This window comes from Streptomyces aureocirculatus (genome assembly GCF_000720475.1).
GTDB classification, from domain to species: Bacteria; Actinomycetota; Actinomycetes; order Streptomycetales; family Streptomycetaceae; genus Streptomyces; species Streptomyces aureocirculatus.
In genome coordinates this window covers 127,718-146,442 of the sequence record NZ_JOAP01000002.1, presented here as the reverse complement: position 1 = coordinate 146,442, position 18,725 = coordinate 127,718, and the positions used below count along the sequence as shown (strand labels likewise).

The window sequence follows — 18,725 nt, the reverse complement described above, 5'->3', positions numbered from 1 at the left end:
AGAGCCCATGCAGAAGGACGTCATCCACAACGACCCGCTCGCGGAGGACGAGACGAACCGGAAGCCGAGCGTCGGCATCACGGTCACCGTCCCGTTCCGCAACGCCGAGGACGGCGAAGAGAGCGTCGAGGACTGATCCCCAACCGGCCGGACCCGGGGCGCCCCGGGTCCGGCCGGCCCGCACCACCGCCAGGACCTCCGGGTCCGGCAGGCCCTCACCACCGTCAGGCCATCGTCAGGAGAGAGCGCCCATGCGCGTACTGCTGGTCAACATGCCCTGGTCGCCCATCGACCTGCCGTCGCTGGCCCTCGGCATCCTCAAACGGAGCGTGGACGAGCGCGTCCCCGGCGCCAGTGCCGAAGTCCTGCACGCCAACCTGATGTTCACCGACTGGATCACCGAGCGCACCGAGTTCACGGGCGACGACTACGAGTACTACGCGCTCTCCTCGTACTTCATGGGGTGCGGCGACTGGGTCTTCTCCTCCGCCCTCTACGGTGACCCGGCCTGGCGCGAGAACGAGTTCACCGCCACGATGACCGGCAAGCTGAAGTCGGCGCGCATGAAGATGACGCGCGAACTGCACCGCACCGTACCCGAGTTCGTGGAGACGATCGCCCGGCAGATCGTGGCGGACGGACCCGACGTCGTGGGCTTCACCTCCACCTTCCAGCAGAACACCGCCGCACTCGCGGCCGCCCGCCGGGTCAAGGAACTCGCCCCGCACATCGTGACCGTCATGGGCGGCGCCAACTGCGACGGCGAACAGGGCGCAGCCGTGCACCGCAACTTCCCCTTCGTCGACCACGTCGTACGCGGCGAGGGCGAAGCCGCCTTCCCCGGCCTGCTCACCGCGCTCACCGGGAAGACCCCGCTCCACGACATCCCCGGCCTCTGCCACCGCGACGCGGCCGGGAAGAGCGTCGCCAACGCGATGGCCGCCCGGCCGCTGCCGCCCGCCGCGATCCTGCCGCCCGACTACGGCGGCTACTTCGAGCGCCTCGCCGCGTCGGTGGCCCGCAACTGGGTGGAGCCCAAGCTGGTCGTCGAGGGCGCCCGCGGCTGCTGGTGGGGCGAGAAGCACCACTGCACCTTCTGTGGGCTCAACGGCTCGTTCATGGAGTTCCGCTCCAAGAGTCCGGACACCTTCTACGAAGAGATCATGGACCTGGCCCGCCGCCACCGCGTCCTGGACATGTACGTCGTCGACAACATCCTCGACATGCGCTATCTGACGACCGTCCTGCCCCGCATCATCGACAGCGGCTACGACCTGCGCCTGCACATCGAGATCAAGGCCAACATGAGGCGCGGCCAGTTGCGCACCCTCGCCGACGCCGGACTGATCTACGTCCAGCCCGGCATCGAGAGCCTCAACAGCAGGGTCCTGGACCTGATGGACAAGGGCGTCAGCGGCTGCCAGAACGTCCGGATGCTGCGCGACGGCGCCGAGACCGGCCTCTCCGTCGCCTGGAACTATCTGCACGGCTTCCCCGGTGAGAGCGCCGAGGACTACGACCCGGTCATCGCGCAGATCCCCGCCCTCGAACACCTCGACCCGCCCGTCGACCTGTCCGCCCGTATCGCGATCGAACGCTTCAGCCCCTATTTCGAGCGCCCCGAACTGGGCTTCACGGGCCTGCGCCCCGAGGCCCACTACCGCTTCACCTACGACCTGCCCGAAGAAGAGCTGTACGACATGGCGTACGTCTTCGAGGCGCCCGCCCGCGGCATCGGCGAGCCCACGGTCGGCGCCCTCAACGCGGCACTCGCCGACTGGAAGAAGCACCACACGGACGCCCGCCTCACCCACGACGACCACGGCGACCGCATCGTCCTGGTGAGCCGCAGACGCACCTTCGACTGGCGGGTCAGGGAGCTGACCGACCCCTTCGAGCTCGCCGTCTTCCGCCTCCTCGACCAGCCGCACAGCACCCTGGCCCTCACCCGCAAGGCCGCCGCGCGCGTGCCCGGCGCCGCCCGCCACGAGGCGCAGGTCCAGGAACTCCTCGACTCCTGGCTCGCCCTCGGCGTCGTCTTCGCGGACGCGGGCCAGTACGTCCACATCGCCCCGGCCGCGGTCAACGAGGACCTCCTCCGCCTGGACTTCATGCGGCACATCCACGCGGAACCCGCGGAGGCAGGCGCCACTGTTCCCGCGACGGCCGACGGAGCCGCCGTCCCCGAACCGGCCTGACCCACCCAGGAACCCCAACAACCACAAGAACGCCAAGAGCCCCAGGTACCGGAGGAGTCCGTCCGATGACCGCCACCCTCACCACGCCGACGCTCCTTGCCTGGCGTGACTACGACCCCGCCGCGTGCGCGCTGCCCGGCATGTTCCTGGGCGAGGTGCCACTGCCCGGTCCTGCCGGGGGCGAGGCCGCGCGCCTGTGGGAGCTCGGCGCCCGCCGGGTGCGGCTGCCCGCGCCCGTGGACCTCACCGCCACCGCCGACCCGGCCGCGGTCCTGCACGCGCTGAGCCTCGTAAGGGACTTGACCGCGCGGGCCGTCATGGTCGAGTGGGACCTGCGGCTCGCCCCGGACGCGGGGGAGACCTGGCGGGTGCTCAGCCACCTCCAGCCGCCCGCCGCGCTGCTCGGCCCCGAGACCGCCGAGGAGTCGCTCCGCTCCTGGCGGCGCGGCCACTATCTGTGCAAGTGCCTGTGGCGCAAGGGTCCTGGCTTCCTCCAGATCCGCGACCGACGCTGGGGGGAGCTGCGCCGCTTCACCGCCGACGAACCCGAGTACGAGCGGGCCGTCGTCCTGCTCGACCACGGCGCCCGCGCCGACACCGTCCCGCAGGCCGCCCTGGACGACTTCCGCGCCGAGCAACTCGTCCTGGACGTCGGGGAGTACGCCTGGTGGCTCCCGTACCGCGTCAGCCGCTGGTTGCAGCAGTCGATCGCCATCTGAGATCGCCGTCCGAGGGGGAGGAGGCGGCCCAGGACGCCCTCCCGGGCCCTCGGGCCGACCGCCCTCGCCCAGGGCCTGTCGTCAGACTCCCTCCTGCCCCGCGACGCGATGCACCCGGCTCGACGTGAGCACGCGCCTGACGCCGCGGGGCCGCCCTCCGGGCGACGACGGGAATTGTCGGACAGGCCCCTAGGGGCGGTTGTCGATCAGGTCCTGGACCTGGGGGTAGATCTTGTCCATGCGGGTGCCGACGTTGTTCGGGCAGGAGCCGCCCCAGTGCAGGGCGATCACCTTGTGCGAGGAGGAGGCGAGGACCGGGGAGCCGGAGTTGCCGCCCGAGGTGTCGCAGTTGTACCCGACGTCCTCGGTGCCGAGCTGCGCGTTCCGCACCCCGCACAGGGCGCCGCCGTCGCGCTCCTCGTAGATCGATATGCGCTTGGGCTTGGTGTCACCGTGTCCTGCTATGTAGGTCTGCTCGCCCGCGATCGGCGCGCGTGTCTCCAGGAACAGCGTGCCGAACTGGGTGATCCGGTCGAAGTTGTCGACGTTGAACAGCGTGAAGTCCAGGCCCGGTGAGGTGCGCAGGAGGGCGTTCGCGCCGACCTTGGTGCCCGGCCGCGGGTCGTTGCCGCCGCAGGTGGCGCAGTCGTAGTCGAACTGCACCTCGATGGTGTCGAGTTCGGCCTGGTTCTTCACGCAGTGGTTGTTCGACATCATGTGGTTGCCCCGGCCCACGCGCCAGGCCGTGCACCAGCCGCCGCCGTTCTTGAGCATGCGGGCCACCCCGCGCGACGCCGCGTACTGCGCCGGATGGCTGGTCCGGTAGCAGACGGCGTCACGGCGGCCGTCGGCGCCGCACACGCTCCTCGGGTTCTTGGTGTCGATCTCCGTCTGGGTGTAGCCGCGCCAGTACCGGTCGATGTGCGCGGCCGAATCCCGTCCCTGGCGGGTGTGCAGGGTGACCACGGCGGTGTCCCCGTCCACGGACATCGCGGCGAAGCCGGTGCGGCCGTGCCGGGTGAAGCTCGCGTCGCCGCGCGGTGCGGGCCCCCGGGTGGGGTCGGCGCGGTAGGTGTGGACCTCGCGTCCGGCCGGGTCGGCCACCGTCAGACGGTCGCCGGGCGCCAGTGCGAGGCGGGCGAAGTGGACCTTGACGTAGGCCGCTCCGGGGTGCCGGATCTCGTGCCGTGTCCGGTTACCGGCGGACCCGAGTGCGACGTCGACGGCTCTCTCCTCGCCGACGGCCGGGACCGGCGAGGCCTCGGCGCGTGGCGGTGCGGTGTCGCCCGCCGACGTCGGCGCGGCGGGTACCAGGGTGGCCGCGGCCGCGAGGGCGGCGGCCATGAACAGGCGCTTCAACACAGATGTCTCCTCGGTGGGGGCGAGCTGCCGCGCACGGGCGTGCCGGCGTCGACGGCTCTCCGAGGTCTCGGGAGGCCGACGCCGACTCCGTACGGGGCACTGACGACCCCTGAGGATAGGCCTGTACATGACAATATGTGAGACGTGTGCCGGTCAGAGATGGGAGAGTGGGCCGCCGGTCGGCGCGCTGCGCCTGGTGCCACCGGAGCCCGCCCCGCCCTGGGAGGGGACACGGCAGGCCGACGCCTTCGCCGAGAGCCCGCCGCAGTCCCTCGCGCTGGGCCTGGTCGCGGGTCCCGACAACCTGGCCGACGGGACCGGGGACTGGCGGCGCGGATGGGGGCCGCGTGGACGGCCTTCGCCGCGACCGGCGACCCGGGTCGGCCCCCGTACCGGGCGCGGGAACGGCTGACCCACGTCTTCGACGCCGCGCCGCACACCGCTCCCTGCCCGGAGGAGGCGTCCCTGCTGATCCGGTCCCACCACGAGTTCACCACCCTGGAACCGGTCCCGGGCGCGGAGACTGGCCGGGCGGCCCGGCGGTCCTGGGCGCGTTCGGGTGCACCTGGCGCACCTCGGCGCACGGGCGTTGCGGCCGGGCACCGGGTACGGAAGGTTGAACCCATGACGGTGGGTGACGAGGTGCCGGTGCTGATCGTCGGGGGCGGTCCGGTCGGGCTCGCCGCCCGGGTGCTCCTCGAACGCTGGGGCGTGCGGACGCTGCTCGTGGAGAAGCGCCGGGGCCTGTCCCCGTTCCCGCGCTCCCGGCTCGTCAATGTGCGGACGATGGAGATCTTCCGCGGGCTCGGTCTCGCCGACCGGATCACCGCCGAGGCGTTCGCACCCGAGTACGGCCGCATCCGCTTCCGCGACACCCTGCGCGGCCCCGAGTTCGCCACCGCCGCGATGGTGGGGATCGACGCGCGGGTGCCGGAGAGCCCGGTGCGCGGCGTGGTCACCTCGCAGGACCGCATCGAGCCCGTCCTCCTCGACGCGGCGGACGCACCCGTGCGCTTCGGCGTCGAACTCGTCGGCCTCACCGAGGACCCCGAGGGCGACGGCGTCGTGGCCTCGCTCGTCGACCACGAGCGGGGCGCCGGGACGCGGGTGCGGGCCCAGCACGTACTCGCCGCGGACGGCGCGCACTCCACCGTCCGGCAACTGCTCGGCATCGGCACCACGGGCCCGGGCGCGATGGGCAGCTTCACCACCGTCGTCTTCGACGCGGACCTGGACCGCTGGTGCGCGGACCGGCCCGCAGGCGTCTACTTCACCGCCCACGGCTCCTTCGCCCCCGTCCACCCCGAAGGAGGCTGGATCTGGTTCGGCCTCACCCCCGACGACCCGGCGCGCGCCGACTGGCCCACGACCGTCGCCCGGGCCCTCGGCCCCGGCACCGACGTGCGGGTCGAGGTGGTGCGGGTGCAGCACTGGGTGATGAACGCGTTCGTCGCCGAACGCCTCCGACACGGCCGGATCCTGCTGGCGGGCGATGCCGCGCACGCGGTCCCGATCACCGGTGGCCTCGGCATGAACACCGGCCTGGCCGACGTGCACAACCTGTGCTGGAAACTGGCGGGCGTCCGCCAGGGGTGGGCGGGACCGCACCTTCTCGACACCTACGCGCAGGAGCGCCTGCCCGTCGCCCACCGGACCCTGCACCGGGCCGTGGAGAACACCCGGCTGATGCTGAACGTGCAGCACCGACGCCGCGCCCAGCTCCGTTCCGGCACCGCGGGGTCGGCGTCGAAGCCGGTCGAACTGCCCTGGTCGGACCGGTACTTCGCCCAGCTCGGCCTGGTTCTCGGTGTCGCGTACGGCGCCGCTGACACGTCGGCCGACGACGCCGCTGACACGTCGGCCGACGACGCCGCTGACACGTCGGCCGACGACGCCACGGACTACGTCCCCACCGTGGGGCCCGGCCACCGCCTGCCGCACCTCTGGCTCACGTCCGAAGGCCCCGAGCCCCAGCCCCAGCCCGAGCCCGGGGGAGGGGCGGGGGCCGGCGCCGATGGCACCGCGTCCGGTCGCTCCACGCTGGACGCCTGCGGCGAGTGGTTCACGCTGCTCACCGCGGACCCGGCCTCCTGGGAGCGGCTCGGCACCGGACCGTGGCCGGTGCGCGTCGAGCCCCTCCCCGGGGAACACGCCGCCCACTGGGGTATCGGCCCGCACGGGGCGCTGCTCGTCCGGCCGGACGGTCACATCGCCGCCCACAGGCACGCCCTGCCGCGGCCGGGCGACACGGAACTCCGTGCCGCCCTCGCCACGATCACCCGGTCGACGCCCCCGTGAGGTACCCCTTGAGGGTGAAGCCCGGTGCGGTCGCTCCGGCCGGGCTCAGTGGGACCCGCCGGTGGAGGAGGCGGCGGGCCGCGATGTGGTCGCCGGGGCGGTTCACGGATTCGACGGCCCGCAGCTCGTTCCCCCGGAAGAGGAGCACCGAGAACGCGTCGGGGTCGTCGCCGAGCACCACCTCGCGGTCGGGTCTCTCGTCGACCCCGGCGATCTGCAGGGTCGTGGAGAACTGACGGCTCCAGAACCAGGGCAGTTCGTCGTACGCGCGAAGGCTCCCCGTCAGCCGCTCGGCGACGAGCCTGCCGTGGCCGACGGCGTTCTGCACCGATTCGAGCCGCAGCCGGCCCCCGGTGCGGGGCGCCGGGAACGACGCGCAGTCACCGATGGCCGAGATGTGCGGATCGGCGGTCAGCAGCCGCGCGTCGACGGTGATGCCGTCGTCCACCGGCAGACCGGCCGCGGCGGCGAGCTCCGTGTGCGGGGCGGCGCCGACGCCGAAAAGGACGAGGTCGGCGGGCAGTTGACGGCCGTCGGCCGTCTCCACCGCCGCCACCTTCCCGCGGCGGTCGCCGTGCAGCGCCGCCACGCCCTGGCCGAACAGCAAGTGGGTGCCCGCTTCCCGGTGCAGCCGTGTGAAGTGCGCCGCGGCCCGCGCCGACACGACGCGGGCGAGCGGGCGGCTCCGTGTCTCCACGACCGTCACCTCGCAGCCCGACTCCCGGGCCACGGCGGCGAATTCGAGCCCGATGAACCCGGCGCCGAGCACCACCGCACGCCGGGCGGCGGCGAGCGACGCCCCGAGCGCGGCGGCGTCCCGCACGGTGCGCAGGGTGTGCACCCCGCGCAGCCCGGCCCCCGGCACGCCGAGTGTGCGGGCCCGGGCCCCGGTGGCCAGGACGAGATGGCCGTACTCGTACGAGGACCCGTCGGCGAGGCGGACCGCCCGCGCCGTCCGGTCGATCCCCGTCACGGTGCCCGCGACCAGGTCGATCGACTGGTTCACGTAGTACGTGGCGGGCCGCAGCCACAGTTGCTTGTCGCCCCGGAGGTACGCGCCGTCCTTGAGGTACGTCTTGGACAGCGGCGGACGTTCGTAGGGGAGCGCGTCCTCGCCGCTGATGAGGGTGATGCGTCCCTGGTAGCCGTGCTCGCGCAGGGACACCGCGGTCTGCTGACCGCCCTGCCCCGCCCCGATGACGACCACGGAAGCGGGCTGTGCGCCGCCGGTCATCAGTACTGCCGTTCCGGGAGGTGGACGATGAGGCCGTCCAGGTCTTCGGTGACCTGGAGTTGGCAGCTCAGCCGGCTGCCCTCCTTGCGGGGGTCCGCGGTGAAGCCGAGCATGTCGTCCTCGTCGGGCCGCACCGGCTCCGGCTTGTCGAGGGTGGCCTCGTCCACGTAGACGTGGCAGGTGGCGCACTGGGCGTTGCCGCCGCACTGGGCGACGATCCCGGGGACGTCGTTGAGTACGGCGCCGCGCATGACGCTCGTACCGACCGGGACGTCGATCACACGCTCGGTGCCGTCGACGGTGATGTACGTGATTTTGGGCATGACGGAACTCCTCGACGGCGTCGGGCCGCGCGCGGGAGCGCGCCGTGGCACGGACGCCGGACACTGGGAAGAAGGGGAAAACCGAAGGGAAAAACGCAGCGAAGAACCGAAGGGAAGTGTGGGACGTGATCGTCGCCGTTGGGGGACGCGACACCCCTGACGGCTCGCCGCCAGTCATGGGCCGTGGGGACACGCGAAGTCCGGGGCCCGGGGGAATGGCGGTGCGGCGGAGCGTAGCAGAGGAAGTCCGGGTCGGGCTACGGGGCTTCTGCCGGGGCGGTGCGGCGGGCGCGGCCGCGCTGGGGGTCGGGCAGGCGGTGGGTCATGAAGGGCCTGCTGGTGCAGAACTCCTGGAACTTCAGGGCGGCTTCGGAGAGATAGCCGTCCTCGTTCCACACCAGGGACAGGACGCGGTGGCAGCCCGGGGCGTCCATGTGCACCCAGGCGACAGGGACCGCGACATCCGTGCCGACGCGGCGGGAGATCGCCGGGATCAGACCGATGCCGAGGCCCGCGCTGATCATGTCCTGGCTGGCGCCCGGCTCGTCGCCCTCGCAGGACAACTGCGGCGTGAGACCTTCGGCCGCGAACAGCCGGTCGAGCAGGGTGCGTTGCCAGTGGCCCCGGCGTGTGGTGACGAACGGCTCGTCGGCGATCTCGGGGACGGTCACCTTCTCCCGCCCGTCGAGCCAGTGCCCGCGCGGCACCGCGAGCAGCACCTCCTCGCGGGCCAGCTCCACGGACTTCAGGCCGGTGCCGGTCAGCGGCTGCGACGCCACGCAGAAGTCGACCTCGCGGGCCCGTAGCTGGCGTTCCATCTCCTGTGCCGTCGACTGGAAGAGCCGCACGTCGGCCCGGGGATGGGCGGCCCGGAAGCTGCCGAGGAGATGAGTGATCGTCAGCAGGGTCTCGGAGGCGACGCCCACCCGGCCGAGCCCGGTGTCACGGGCGTCGCGCAGCGCCCTGCGGCCGTCGTCCAGCTCGCTCAGGGCGCGGTCGACGTGCCGCAGGAAGATCGCGCCGTACGGGTTGAGCCGGATGCGGCGGCCCTGCCGGTCGAACAGCGGGGAGCCGAGCTCGGCCTCCAGACGCGCGATGGTGCGGCTGAGCGAGGGCTGGGCGACGCGGAGCTCCGCCGCGGCCCGGCTGATGTGCTCGTACCGGGCGACGACCTGGAAGTAACGCAACTGCAGAAGATCCACGGTCCACCTCTACTCATGCCTTCACGGTTATCTTGACATAGCAAAACCGGTCTTGGAACGCATAAGCGATTTTCCCTACGGTCGTCAACGGGTCACCGCGCAGGTTCCGGACCACGGCGTCCGACACCTGCACACGCGATGCGGGGGCCCTCACATCCCCTCGTCCACATCCCCTCGTCGTATGTCGAAGCAGGAAGGTCGCACCATGAGCGCTGCGGATCTGGCCCGGCTCCAGTTCGCGGCCACGACCGGCATCCACTGGCTGTTCGTGATCCTCACCATGGGGCTCGTCCCCCTCGTGGCGATCATGCACACCAGGGCCGCGTTCACCCGTGATCCCGTCAAGAGAGCGGTCCGGGAGCGCATGACGCGCTTCTGGGGCCAGCTCTACGTCATCAACTACGCGGTCGGCATCGTCACCGGCCTCGTCATGGAGTTCCAGTTCGGCCTGAGCTGGAGCGGCCTGAGCAAGTTCGCGGGCAATGTCTTCGGCGCCCCCCTGGCCCTCGAAACCCTCATCGCGTTCTTCGCCGAGTCCACCTTCCTCGGTATGTGGATCTTCGGCTGGGGCCGGCTGCGCAGGGGCGTGCACGTCACGCTCATCTGGCTCGTCGCCCTGACCGCGTATGTCTCCGCGTACTGGATCATGATCGCCAACGGCTTCATGCAGCACCCGGTCGGCTACGAAGTCCGCGACGGCGCCGCCTACTTGACCGACTTCGGAGCGCTCCTGAGCAACTCAAGCGCCCTGGTGGCGCTCGTCCATGTCGCGCTCGCCGCGCTGACGACGGGCGGCGTCTTCGTCGCCGGAGTGAGCGCCTACCACTTCCTGCGGCGCACCACGGAGACCGAACTGTTCCGCGGGTCACTGCGCCTCGGGCTCTGGGTGGCCACGGTCACCTCCTTCTTCGTTGTCGTCGTCGGCGAGATGCAGCGGCCCGTGATCGAGCGCACCCAGCCCATGAAGGACGCGGTGCTGCGGAACAGTGGTGTCGCCGAGGCGCAGGCGCGGCTCGTCAGGGAGCACGGGCCCGGCGACTACGTGCCCTGGCAGGACACGGTGCGGATCTCGATGGACGTGATGACCATCATCGGCAACACCGTGTCCACCATCACGCTCATCGCCGTCGTCCTGCTGTGGAAGGACTGGCTGCTGCGCCGCCGCCTCGCCCTGTACGTCCTGGTGGCGATGGTCCCCTTCCCCTTCATCGCCTCCGTGGGCGGCTGGGTGGTGCGTGAGGTCGGGCGGCAGCCCTGGCTGGTCTACGGCCAGTTGACGGTGGAGGACGCGTTCTCCGGTGTGAGCACGACGGAGGTGGCCGTGTCGTGCGCCGTCTTCGTCGCCGTGTTCGTCGCGCTCGCGGTGACGAACTGGACGCTGATCACGCGTTTCGCCCGGCGTGGACCGGACGCCACGCAGCTCGGCGCCACCGAGCCGCTCCCCGCGCAGCCGCCCGCGGGACTGGCACCGCGAACGCCTGCGCCCCTGCCGCACGCCACGGCTTCCCTTTCGGCACCTTCTTCCCCCCTCTCTTCTGTCACGGAAAGTTGAGCGAGATGAGTCTGGAGACCCTCTGGCTGACCCTCCTCGGCCTGCTTCTCGCCGGGTACTTCGTGCTCGGCGGCTATGACTACGGCGTGCAGATGCTGCACCCCTGGCTCGGCAGTCGGGGCGGCGCGGGAGAAGACCGCGCGGGCCGCAACGGTGCCCTCGACGCCATCGCGCCGTTCTTCCTCGGCAACGAGGTCTGGCTCGTCGCCTTCACCGGCGTCCTGTTCGGCGCCTTCCCGCACCTGGAGGGCACCCTGCTGTCCGGCCTCTACCCGCTGATCGTGGCGATCCTCGTCGGCCTCGTCCTCGGCAACGCGGCGATCCAACTGCGCGGCCGCTCCGGCGGGGCCCGCGCCCGCCGGGTGTGGGACGCCCTGATCGTGTTCGGCGGCGCGGTGCCCGCCCTGTGCTGGGGGCTCGTCATCGGCCTGCTGCTGCACGGCGTGCCGCGCCGGGCCGACGGGAGCTTCCACATCGGCTTCGGTGCCGTGTTCTCGCCGTTCGTGCTGGCCTGCGGCGTGACCACCGCGCTCCTGTTCGCGGCGCACGGCGCGGGATTCGTCGCGCTGCGCTCCGGACCCCAACTCGCCGCGCGCGCAAGCCGGGTCGGGGCGCGTCTGCTGCGTGGGGTCGCCGCCGTCGGCGCGCTCGCGCTGCTCCTGACGCTCTTCGGGGCGGGCGCCTCGATGACCAACCGCGTGACCTCGGCAGTCGTCGCCGCCCTGTTCACGGCGGCGCTCGCCGGAGCCTGGTGGTCCTTCGCCCACAAGCACCGCGTCCGGGCGTTCGCGGCCACCTGCTGCGCGACCGCCCTTCCCGTGCTCCTCGTGGGGGCGGGGCACTACCCGTACCTCCTGATCAGCTCGGCGGGCACGGGGCTCGACATCGGCCACGCCGTCACCGACGGCGCCACCTTGAAGATCCTCAGCGGGTTCGGGGTCCTCGTGGTCCCGGTGATCCTCGCGTACCAGTCGTGGAGCTGGTGGGCCTTCCGGGGCCGTACGGGCCGCCGCCACCCCAGCTACTTCTGAAGCCACTTCTGCGCCGCAGCCACTTCTCCGCCACGCGGAGCAACGAGAGGGAACCCGGATGAAACCCGTCGAACGCCGTCTGCTGCGGGACGTTCCCGCGCTGCGGCGCCATCTGGCGCGCTCCGCGGCGCTCGCCCTCCTTGGCGCCGGGCTCGTCGTCGCCCAGGCGGCCCTCCTGGCGACCCTCCTCGCCGACGGCTTCGCCGGGCACGGCGTACGGGCCTTGCCGACCGCCGCGCTGGCCGTCGTCATGGCGCTGCGCGCGCTGACGACCTGGGCCCGCGGCGCGCTCGCCCAGCGCGCCGCCGCCGACGCCAAGCGCACGCTGCGGGACCGGATCACCGCCCGCCTCCGGCACACGGACCCGCTGCGCCTCGCGGCCCGCCGCCACGGCGAGACCGCCACGCTGCTCACCCGCGGCCTGGACGCCCTCGACCCGTACGTCGTCGGCTACCTGCCCACGATGGCGGCCACCGCCGTGGTGCCCCTCACGGTGGTCGCCTGGCTGCTGTGGACCGACTGGACGTCGGCGCTGATCGTCGTCGTCACCCTGCCGCTGATTCCCGTGTTCGGCGCGCTGGTCGGCCTGCACACCGCGCAGCGCACCGCCCGCCAGTGGCAGTTGCTCGCCCGTCTCGGCGGTCACTTCCTCGACGTGGTGGCGGGGCTGCCGACGCTGCGTGCGTTCGGGCGCGAGCGGCACCAGGCCCGGGTGGTGGGGGAGATGGCCGACGCGCACCGGCGGGCGACCCTGCGGACGCTGCGCGTGGCGTTCCTGTCCTCCTTCGTCCTGGAGACCGTCGCCACCCTCTCCGTGGCCCTGGTGGCCGTACCCGTCGGGCTGCGACTCCTCGACGGCGACGTCAGCCTGCGCACGGCCCTGACCGTCCTGCTCCTCGCCCCCGAGGCGTATCTGCCGCTGCGCGCCCTGGGGGCGGCCTTCCACGACAGCGCCGAGGGCGTGACGGTGGCCGAACAGGTCTTCGCGACCCTCGACGACGACACGCCCGCGCGGCGCGAGGACCGCTCTCCGGTCGCTGTGCGGCGCGAGGACCGCTCTCCGGTCGCTGTGCGGCATACGGGTCGTGCCCGGGTCGCCGCGCAGCCCGTGGATCGCACCGGGGTCGCTGCGCAGCCCGTGGATCGCACCGGGGTCGCTGCGCAGCCCGTGGATCGCACCGGGGTCGCTGCGCAGCCCGTGGATCGCACCGGGGTCGCTGTGCAGTGCACCGACCGCACCTCGGCTCCCGCGCAGCGCACCGACCGTGCCTCGGCTCCCGCGCAGCGCACCGACCGCACCTCGGCCCCCGCCCAGCGCACCGACCGCACCTCGGCTCCCGCCCAGTGCACCGACCGCACCTCGGCCCCCGCCCAGCGCACCGACCGCACCCCGGCCCCCGCCCAGCGCACCGACCGCACCCCGGCCCCCGCCCAGCGCACCGACCATTACCCCCCGGTCCCCGACGTCCACTCCGCGCACCTGTGCCTCGACGCGGTCACGGTCCGGTACCCGGGTCGCGCCGAGCCCGCCCTCCGCGACGTGACCCTGGCCCTGCGCCCCGGTGAGCACGTGGCCCTCGTCGGCCCGAGCGGTGCGGGCAAGTCCACCCTCCTCGCGCTGCTCCTCGGGTTCGTGACGCCCGCGTCGGGACGGGTCGCGGTCGGCGGTACCGACCTCGCCGACCTCGACCCCGACGCGTGGCGGGAGCGCCTCGCGTGGGTGCCGCAGCGCCCGCACCTGTTCGCCGCGTCCGTCGCGGACAACATCCGCCTCGGACGGCCCGACGCGAGCGACGCCGAGGTACGGGAAGCAGCGCGGGCCGCGGCGGCCGACCGCTTCGTGGCGGAGCTGCCGGACGCCTACGACACGGTGCTCGGGGAGCACGGCGCCGGACTCTCCGCCGGGCAGCGCCAACGGATCGCCCTGGCACGGGCGTTCCTCAAGGACGCCCCCGTACTGCTCCTCGACGAGCCCACCGCCCATCTCGACCCCGAGAGCGAGGCCGCCGTCACCCGCGCCACGGTCGACCTGATGCACGGCCGCACGGCCGTCGTCGTCGCCCACCGCACGACCCTGCTGCCCCACGCACACCGCGTCGTCACGGTCCACGCAGGCGCCCTGCACCACCCCGAACCGACCCCCGCGGAAGCCCTGGCCACCCCGTGACCACCACCACCGAAACCCCTGGCCACCCCGTGACCACCACCGAAACCCCTGGTGACCCCGTGACCACCACCACCGAAACCCCTGGCCACCTCGTGACCACCACCGAAACCCCCGGTGACCCCGTGACCACCACCACCGAAACCCCCGTGGGACTCCTCCCCGCCCCCGCACGCCGTCCCGGGCCCGAAGCCCCCGCCCCGGCGCGGGCGCCAAGTCCCACCTTCCGCCTGCTGCGCCACCTCCTCCCGTACCGGCGCGGGCTGCTGCCCGCGGCGCTCGCCGCGGCCGGCAGCGAGGTGGCCGCCGCCGCCCTGACGGCCACCGCCGCCTGGCTGATCACCCGTGCCGCGGAACAGCCGCCGCTCGCCTCGGTGAGCCTTGCGATCGTCGTGGTGCGCGCCCTCGCCCTCGGGCGCGGAGCGCTGCGGTACGTGGACCGCCTCCTCGGTCACGACGGGGTGCTGCGGGCCGTCGCGGGGTTCCGCACCCGGGTGTACGAGGCGCTGGTGCCGCTCGCCCCCGCGGGCACCCCCGCCTTCCGCAGCGGCGATCTGCTGACCCGCCTCGTCGACGACGTCGACGCCGCCCAGGACCTGCTGCTCCGCGTCCTGATCCCGGTCGCGGCCGCAGGCACGGTGGCCGTGGCCGCCACCGCGACAGCCACGGCGCTGCTGCCGGAGGCAGGCGTACTCCTCGGTGTACTGCTCACCGTCGCGGGACTCCTCGTACCCGCGCTCGTGCTCACGCTGTCCCGTCGCGCGGGCCACACGGAGAAGGCGGCTCGCGCCGAACTGGCGGCACGCGCCCTGGACTTGACACAGGGAGCGGCCGACCTCGCCGCGTACGGGGCCCGGGGGCGCGCCCAAGAGGGGATGGAGCGGGCCGCCGCCCGGATCGCCTCCCTCGAACGGGACCGGGCCCGCACCACCTCGCTCGCCTCGGCGGTCGTCCTGCTGCTCCAGGGCGGTGCGACCGTCGGCGTGACCTGGCTCGCGCTGCACGCGCACGCGGCCGGTGCGCTGCCCGCCGTACACCTCACCGTCCTCGCGGTCCTCGCACTGGTCTCCTTCGAAGCCCTCGCCCCGCTCCCCGCCGCGGCCCGGCGCCTGGCCGAAGTGCGGGCCTCGGCACGGCGGTTGGCCGACCTCCTCGACACGCCGCCGCCCGTCGTCGAGCCGGCGGCCCCGGCCCCGCTCCCCGCCCCCGGCGCCGGGCCGCTCGGCGTGGACATCTCCGGTCTGCGGGTACGCCACCGCCCCTTCGGCCCGCCGGTCCTGGACAAAGTGAGCCTGCGGCTGCCGCCAGGCCGCCGGGTGGTCCTGCTCGGCGCCAGCGGATCCGGCAAGTCGACGCTGATCGCGGCCCTCATGCGGTTCGTCCCGTACGAAGCGGGAAGCATCCGCGTCGCCGGGCGCGAACTCGGCGACTGCGCGGGCGAGGACGTCCGCCGTCTGATCACCGGCATGACCCAGGACGCGCACGTCTTCCACGCCACGATCCGCGCCAACCTGCTCCTGGCCCGCCCCGACGCCACCGACGCCGAGCTGCGCGAAGCGGCCCGCCGGGCCCGGCTCATCGACTGGGTCGAGTCGCTGCCCGACCGCTGGGACACCCTCGTCGGCGGGGACGGCGCCACCATGTCGGGCGGCCAGCGGCAACGGCTGCTCCTGGCCCGCGCGCTCCTCGCCGACCCGCCCGTCCTCGTCCTCGACGAACCCACCGAGGGGCTCGACCCGGAGACCGCCGCCGCCGTGCTCGCCGACATCCTCGACGCCACCCGCGGCCGCACCACGCTCCTGGTCACCCACGAGCAAGCCGGTATCGCCGCCGCCGACCACGTCGTGACCCTCGACCACGGACGGGCGTGAGCCACGCAGGCGACGCCCGGGGCCTGGAAACGGCCGCCCAAGCGTGTAAGAAGGTCCGCGTCCCATGTACCGCAAACGCACCGAGGACCGCCCGCACTTGCTGAGAGAGGCCATGATCACGTTGTCCCACCTTTCCGACGCACCACAGCCCTACAGCGACTACCAGAACGAGATCCATCTGAACGGCCTGTTCGGCATCGCCCCGGAACACCCCATGAGCTTCCGCGAGCTGGCGGAACGGGCCCGGCACGCCATGGCGCCGGGTGTGTGGTCGTACGTGGCCGGCGGGGCCGGGGACGAGTACACCCAGGACGCCAACAGCGCCGCCTTCTCGCGCTGGGGCCTGGTCCCGCGCATGTTCGTGGGCGCCGAACGGCGTGACCTGTCCGTCGACCTGTTCGGTACGACACTGCCCTCGCCGCTGTTCATGGCACCCGTCGGAGTCCTCGGCATCTGCGCCAGGGACGGACACGGGGACCTGGCGACCGCCCGTGCCGCCGCCCGCACCGGCGTGCCCATGATCGCCTCCACGCTGGGCGCCGACCCGATGGAGGAGGTCGTACCCGAACTCGGCGACACTCCCGGCTACTTCCAGCTCTACACCCCGACGGACAGGGCCCTGGCGGAAAGCCTCGTCCACCGCGCCGAGCAAGCGGGCTTCGCGGGCATCGTCGTCACCCTCGACACCTGGATATCCGGATGGCGCCCCCGCGATCTGGCCATCGCCAACTTCCCGCAGTTGCGCGGCCACTGCCTGGCCAACTACACCAGCGACCCCGCCTTCCGCGCCCTGCGCACCCCGGGACGCGAGAACGACCCGGGTGATCTCGCCCTGACCTGGGCCCGGATCTTCGGCAAGCCCCTCACCTGGGACGACCTTCCCTGGCTGCGGTCCCTGACCACGCTGCCGCTGATCCTCAAAGGCATCTGTCACCCCGACGACGCACGGCGCGCCAAGGACCTGGGCGCCGACGGCATCTACGTCTCCAACCACGGCGGCCGCCAGGCGAACGGCGGGCTGCCCGCGCTCGACGTCCTGCCCGAGGTCGTCGAAGCCGTCGACGGGCTGCCCGTCCTTTTCGACTCCGGGGTGCGCTCAGGCGCCGACGTCGTCAAGGCCCTGGCCCTCGGCGCCACGGCCGTGGGCGTCGGCCGCCCCTACGTCTACGGTCTGGCACTGGACGGCACGGACGGCGTCGTGCACATACTGCGCTCGCTGCTCGCCGAGGCGGACCTGATCATGGCGGTCGACGGCTACCCCACCATCGAAGACCTCGGCCCGACGGCACTGCGCCGGGTGTGCTGCGGTGCGGGCGGCCCCGAGCACCGCTGAGTGCGACACCGTGAACGGGTAGGTCACCGGGGGCCGGGCGGCCCGCCCGCATCGGCGAGCAGGTCGTCCAGCTCCGCCGCGAACAGCAGGGCGGCGTCGAACTCCATGCCGGTGAAGTGCCCGGCGAGCTCCAGGGACAGGACGCCGTGCAACCGGGTCCAGAAGGACAGCGCCCGGCGCAGGGTGGCGGCGGGTGCGGGGTGGTCGGCGGCCCAGGCCCGGTGCTCTTCGAGGTGGGCTTCGAGCGGGGACGCGGGGGCGTCGGGGAGCGCCGGGGGGCAGGCGTCGAGCAGCGCCGTCATGATCTCGTCGGCGATGGCGGTGGTGTCGTCGGGCGCGTGGTAGCCGGGGATCGGCGTGCCGTAGATCAGGAAGTACCGCTGCGGATCGTCCAGGGCCCAGCGGCGCAGGGCGTGCGCGAGGACGCCGAGGTCGGTGCCGGGCCCGGACGCCGCGCGGATGGCGTCGGCGAGGCTGCGGTAAGCGTCCCTGATGAGTTCGGTGATCAGCTCATCGCGGTTGAGGTAGTACCGGTAGAGGGCGGGGCCGCTCATGCCCATCTGCTTGGCGATCGCGTTGAGCGAGAGGGCGGAGGCTCCGGCGGTGGCGATCTGCTCCCAGGCGTGCTGCTTGATCTCCGCCCGGATCTGGGCGCGGTAGCGCTCGCGCGGAGTCGTCGTGCTGGTCGTCGTCGCCATGGCGTGCCGCTTTCCCTGCCTCGTCAGCTATAGGCCCATGTTCCAGTTAGAAGCTATCACGAAAGCTATTGACGAAGGCTTCTCGCTCCAGTTACAGCCGTCATGGTGCTCGCCCAGTTCGCCCTGATCTCCGGCATACCGGTCGTCATCGCCCTGGTCGCCCCCTTCGCCCGCGTCCGCCCGGCGGCGGCAGGTGTGAGTCTCGCGGTGCGCCGGGGGCTCGGGCGCGGCCGGTGGTTCAGATGAGGGGCAGCTCGGCCAGGACGGTCGTACCGGTGCGTGAGGGGCGGATCGTGGTGTGGGCCGTGTACGCCTCCACGAGGGCGAGGCCGCGGCCGGACTCGGCGTGGAGGAGGTCCGCCGGGTCCCCGCCGGGGCGCCGCGTCACGCGGCGGTGCCAGCAGCCGGTGTCGTGGACCTCGATCTGCAGGGCGCCGGGGAGGAGCCTGAGCCGCAGGGTGACACGGGGGCTGCCGCTGTGCAGTATGACATTTGTGACCAGCTCAGTGACGACGAGCGTCAGTGCCTCGCAGGCGCCGTCCCCCAGGCGCCAGGCGTGCGCGGACGTCGTCGCGAAGCGGCGCATGGCCGGGGCGGCATCCGCCGTGGCCGGCAGGCTGGTGAGCGCCTCGCGCCGCGCGCCCGTCCGCCCCGGGAACGCCATGGCGTCGGCCGGGGCCGCACCGGTGCCCGTTCGGGGCTGGTGCTCGTGCTGGGCGGTGATCATGCGGTCCTCCCGC

The 18,725-nt window shown here is 72.9% G+C and carries 16 protein-coding genes; 10 read left to right on the top strand and 6 right to left on the bottom strand.

What is annotated here, in order from left to right; all coding sequences use genetic code 11:
- Positions 1–7: 7 nt before the first annotated feature.
- The 3 genes from IG78_RS52120 (at position 8) to IG78_RS0102595 (ending at position 2,917) form a co-directional block, all read left to right on the top strand.
- Positions 8–136, top strand: coding sequence for a hypothetical protein (locus IG78_RS52120; RefSeq protein ID WP_263972716.1), 129 nt, complete (start codon positions 8–10; stop codon positions 134–136).
- Positions 137–251: 115 nt separating this feature from the next.
- Positions 252–2,198, top strand: a complete 1,947-nt coding sequence (locus IG78_RS0102600) for a RiPP maturation radical SAM C-methyltransferase (protein ID WP_030559405.1) — start codon at positions 252–254, stop codon at positions 2,196–2,198.
- A gap of 65 nt (positions 2,199–2,263) precedes the next feature.
- Complete coding sequence (locus tag IG78_RS0102595) at positions 2,264–2,917, top strand: DUF5825 family protein (RefSeq protein ID WP_030559404.1); 654 nt, start codon at positions 2,264–2,266, stop codon at positions 2,915–2,917.
- A gap of 189 nt (positions 2,918–3,106) precedes the next feature.
- Here IG78_RS0102595 and IG78_RS0102590 read toward each other — a convergent pair whose 3' ends face one another.
- The gene (locus IG78_RS0102590) at positions 3,107–4,279 is read right to left on the bottom strand and encodes a trypsin-like serine peptidase (protein ID WP_225882066.1); all 1,173 of its coding nucleotides are present in this window, start codon (positions 4,277–4,279) and stop codon (positions 3,107–3,109) included.
- Between the two features lie 624 nt (positions 4,280–4,903).
- Between IG78_RS0102590 and IG78_RS0102585 the strand changes: the two genes are divergently transcribed.
- Positions 4,904–6,577 carry an FAD-dependent monooxygenase gene (locus IG78_RS0102585; protein ID WP_030559401.1) on the top strand — a complete coding sequence of 558 codons (1,674 nt, stop codon included), beginning with the start codon at positions 4,904–4,906 and terminating at the stop codon, positions 6,575–6,577.
- Here IG78_RS0102585 and IG78_RS0102580 read toward each other — a convergent pair.
- The 3 genes from IG78_RS0102580 to IG78_RS0102570 all read right to left on the bottom strand — a co-directional run bounded on the left by IG78_RS0102580 (position 6,555) and on the right by IG78_RS0102570 (position 9,336).
- Entirely contained in the window at positions 6,555–7,811 is a 1,257-nt protein-coding gene (locus tag IG78_RS0102580; RefSeq protein ID WP_030559400.1) for an NAD(P)/FAD-dependent oxidoreductase, read from the bottom strand. The two genes, IG78_RS0102585 and IG78_RS0102580, sit on opposite strands and share 23 nt — an antisense overlap.
- Positions 7,811–8,134: a 2Fe-2S iron-sulfur cluster-binding protein gene (locus IG78_RS0102575; RefSeq protein WP_030559398.1), complete on the bottom strand. Its 324-nt coding sequence runs from the start codon at positions 8,132–8,134 to the stop codon at positions 7,811–7,813. Before IG78_RS0102575 ends, IG78_RS0102580 begins: the two co-directional genes overlap by 1 nt.
- Before the next feature lie 257 nt (positions 8,135–8,391).
- Positions 8,392–9,336, bottom strand: coding sequence for a LysR family transcriptional regulator (locus tag IG78_RS0102570; RefSeq protein ID WP_051852313.1), 945 nt, complete (start codon positions 9,334–9,336; stop codon positions 8,392–8,394).
- 205 nt (positions 9,337–9,541) lie between these two features.
- Here IG78_RS0102570 and IG78_RS0102565 point away from each other — a divergent pair, with 205 nt between their 5' ends.
- From IG78_RS0102565 to IG78_RS0102540, 5 genes are all read left to right on the top strand, one after another.
- Positions 9,542–10,888, top strand: coding sequence for a cytochrome ubiquinol oxidase subunit I (locus IG78_RS0102565; RefSeq protein WP_078965102.1), 1,347 nt, complete (start codon positions 9,542–9,544; stop codon positions 10,886–10,888).
- Between the two features lie 5 nt (positions 10,889–10,893).
- Positions 10,894–11,919: a cytochrome d ubiquinol oxidase subunit II gene (gene cydB, locus IG78_RS0102560; RefSeq protein ID WP_030559393.1), complete on the top strand. Its 1,026-nt coding sequence runs from the start codon at positions 10,894–10,896 to the stop codon at positions 11,917–11,919.
- 58 nt (positions 11,920–11,977) lie between these two features.
- A complete protein-coding gene (locus IG78_RS52390) occupies positions 11,978–14,086 on the top strand; it encodes an ATP-binding cassette domain-containing protein (RefSeq protein WP_347400149.1) in 2,109 nt (702 codons plus the stop codon).
- A 59-nt stretch (positions 14,087–14,145) separates the two neighbouring features.
- On the top strand, positions 14,146–15,954 hold the full coding sequence (gene cydC, locus IG78_RS0102545; protein ID WP_225882068.1) for a thiol reductant ABC exporter subunit CydC: 1,809 nt from the start codon (positions 14,146–14,148) through the stop codon (positions 15,952–15,954).
- A 112-nt stretch (positions 15,955–16,066) separates the two neighbouring features.
- Positions 16,067–17,287 carry an alpha-hydroxy-acid oxidizing protein gene (locus IG78_RS0102540; protein WP_037685516.1) on the top strand — a complete coding sequence of 407 codons (1,221 nt, stop codon included), beginning with the start codon at positions 16,067–16,069 and terminating at the stop codon, positions 17,285–17,287.
- A gap of 23 nt (positions 17,288–17,310) precedes the next feature.
- Here IG78_RS0102540 and IG78_RS0102535 read toward each other — a convergent pair whose 3' ends face one another.
- On the bottom strand, positions 17,311–17,985 hold the full coding sequence (locus IG78_RS0102535) for a TetR/AcrR family transcriptional regulator (protein WP_030559389.1): 675 nt from the start codon (positions 17,983–17,985) through the stop codon (positions 17,311–17,313).
- 102 nt (positions 17,986–18,087) lie between these two features.
- Here IG78_RS0102535 and IG78_RS49020 point away from each other — a divergent pair, with 102 nt between their 5' ends.
- Positions 18,088–18,231 carry a hypothetical protein gene (locus tag IG78_RS49020; protein WP_157855744.1) on the top strand — a complete coding sequence of 48 codons (144 nt, stop codon included), beginning with the start codon at positions 18,088–18,090 and terminating at the stop codon, positions 18,229–18,231.
- On the opposite strand, the gene IG78_RS43815 is transcribed toward IG78_RS49020, so the two are convergent.
- Complete coding sequence (locus IG78_RS43815) at positions 18,224–18,712, bottom strand: ATP-binding protein (protein WP_051852312.1); 489 nt, start codon at positions 18,710–18,712, stop codon at positions 18,224–18,226. The genes IG78_RS49020 and IG78_RS43815 overlap by 8 nt on opposite strands.
- Positions 18,713–18,725: the final 13 nt, after the last annotated feature.

Bases quoted from the DNA above. Each gene is read 5' to 3' on its own strand.
- IG78_RS0102565 (WP_078965102.1), top strand. From the start codon at position 9,542: ATGAGCGCTGCGGATCTGGCCCGGCTCCAGTTCGCGGCCACGACCGGC.
- IG78_RS0102595 (WP_030559404.1), top strand. From the start codon at position 2,264: ATGACCGCCACCCTCACCACGCCGACGCTCCTTGCCTGGCGTGACTAC.
- IG78_RS43815 (WP_051852312.1), bottom strand. From the start codon at position 18,712: ATGATCACCGCCCAGCACGAGCACCAGCCCCGAACGGGCACCGGTGCG.
- IG78_RS49020 (WP_157855744.1), top strand. From the start codon at position 18,088: ATGGTGCTCGCCCAGTTCGCCCTGATCTCCGGCATACCGGTCGTCATC.
- IG78_RS52120 (WP_263972716.1), top strand. From the start codon at position 8: ATGCAGAAGGACGTCATCCACAACGACCCGCTCGCGGAGGACGAGACG.
- IG78_RS0102600 (WP_030559405.1), top strand. From the start codon at position 252: ATGCGCGTACTGCTGGTCAACATGCCCTGGTCGCCCATCGACCTGCCG.
- IG78_RS0102580 (WP_030559400.1), bottom strand. From the start codon at position 7,811: ATGACCGGCGGCGCACAGCCCGCTTCCGTGGTCGTCATCGGGGCGGGG.
- IG78_RS0102585 (WP_030559401.1), top strand. From the start codon at position 4,904: ATGACGGTGGGTGACGAGGTGCCGGTGCTGATCGTCGGGGGCGGTCCG.
- IG78_RS0102535 (WP_030559389.1), bottom strand. From the start codon at position 17,985: ATGGCGACGACGACCAGCACGACGACTCCGCGCGAGCGCTACCGCGCC.
- IG78_RS0102540 (WP_037685516.1), top strand. From the start codon at position 16,067: ATGATCACGTTGTCCCACCTTTCCGACGCACCACAGCCCTACAGCGAC.
- IG78_RS0102575 (WP_030559398.1), bottom strand. From the start codon at position 8,134: ATGCCCAAAATCACGTACATCACCGTCGACGGCACCGAGCGTGTGATC.
- IG78_RS52390 (WP_347400149.1), top strand. From the start codon at position 11,978: ATGAAACCCGTCGAACGCCGTCTGCTGCGGGACGTTCCCGCGCTGCGG.
- cydB (WP_030559393.1), top strand. From the start codon at position 10,894: ATGAGTCTGGAGACCCTCTGGCTGACCCTCCTCGGCCTGCTTCTCGCC.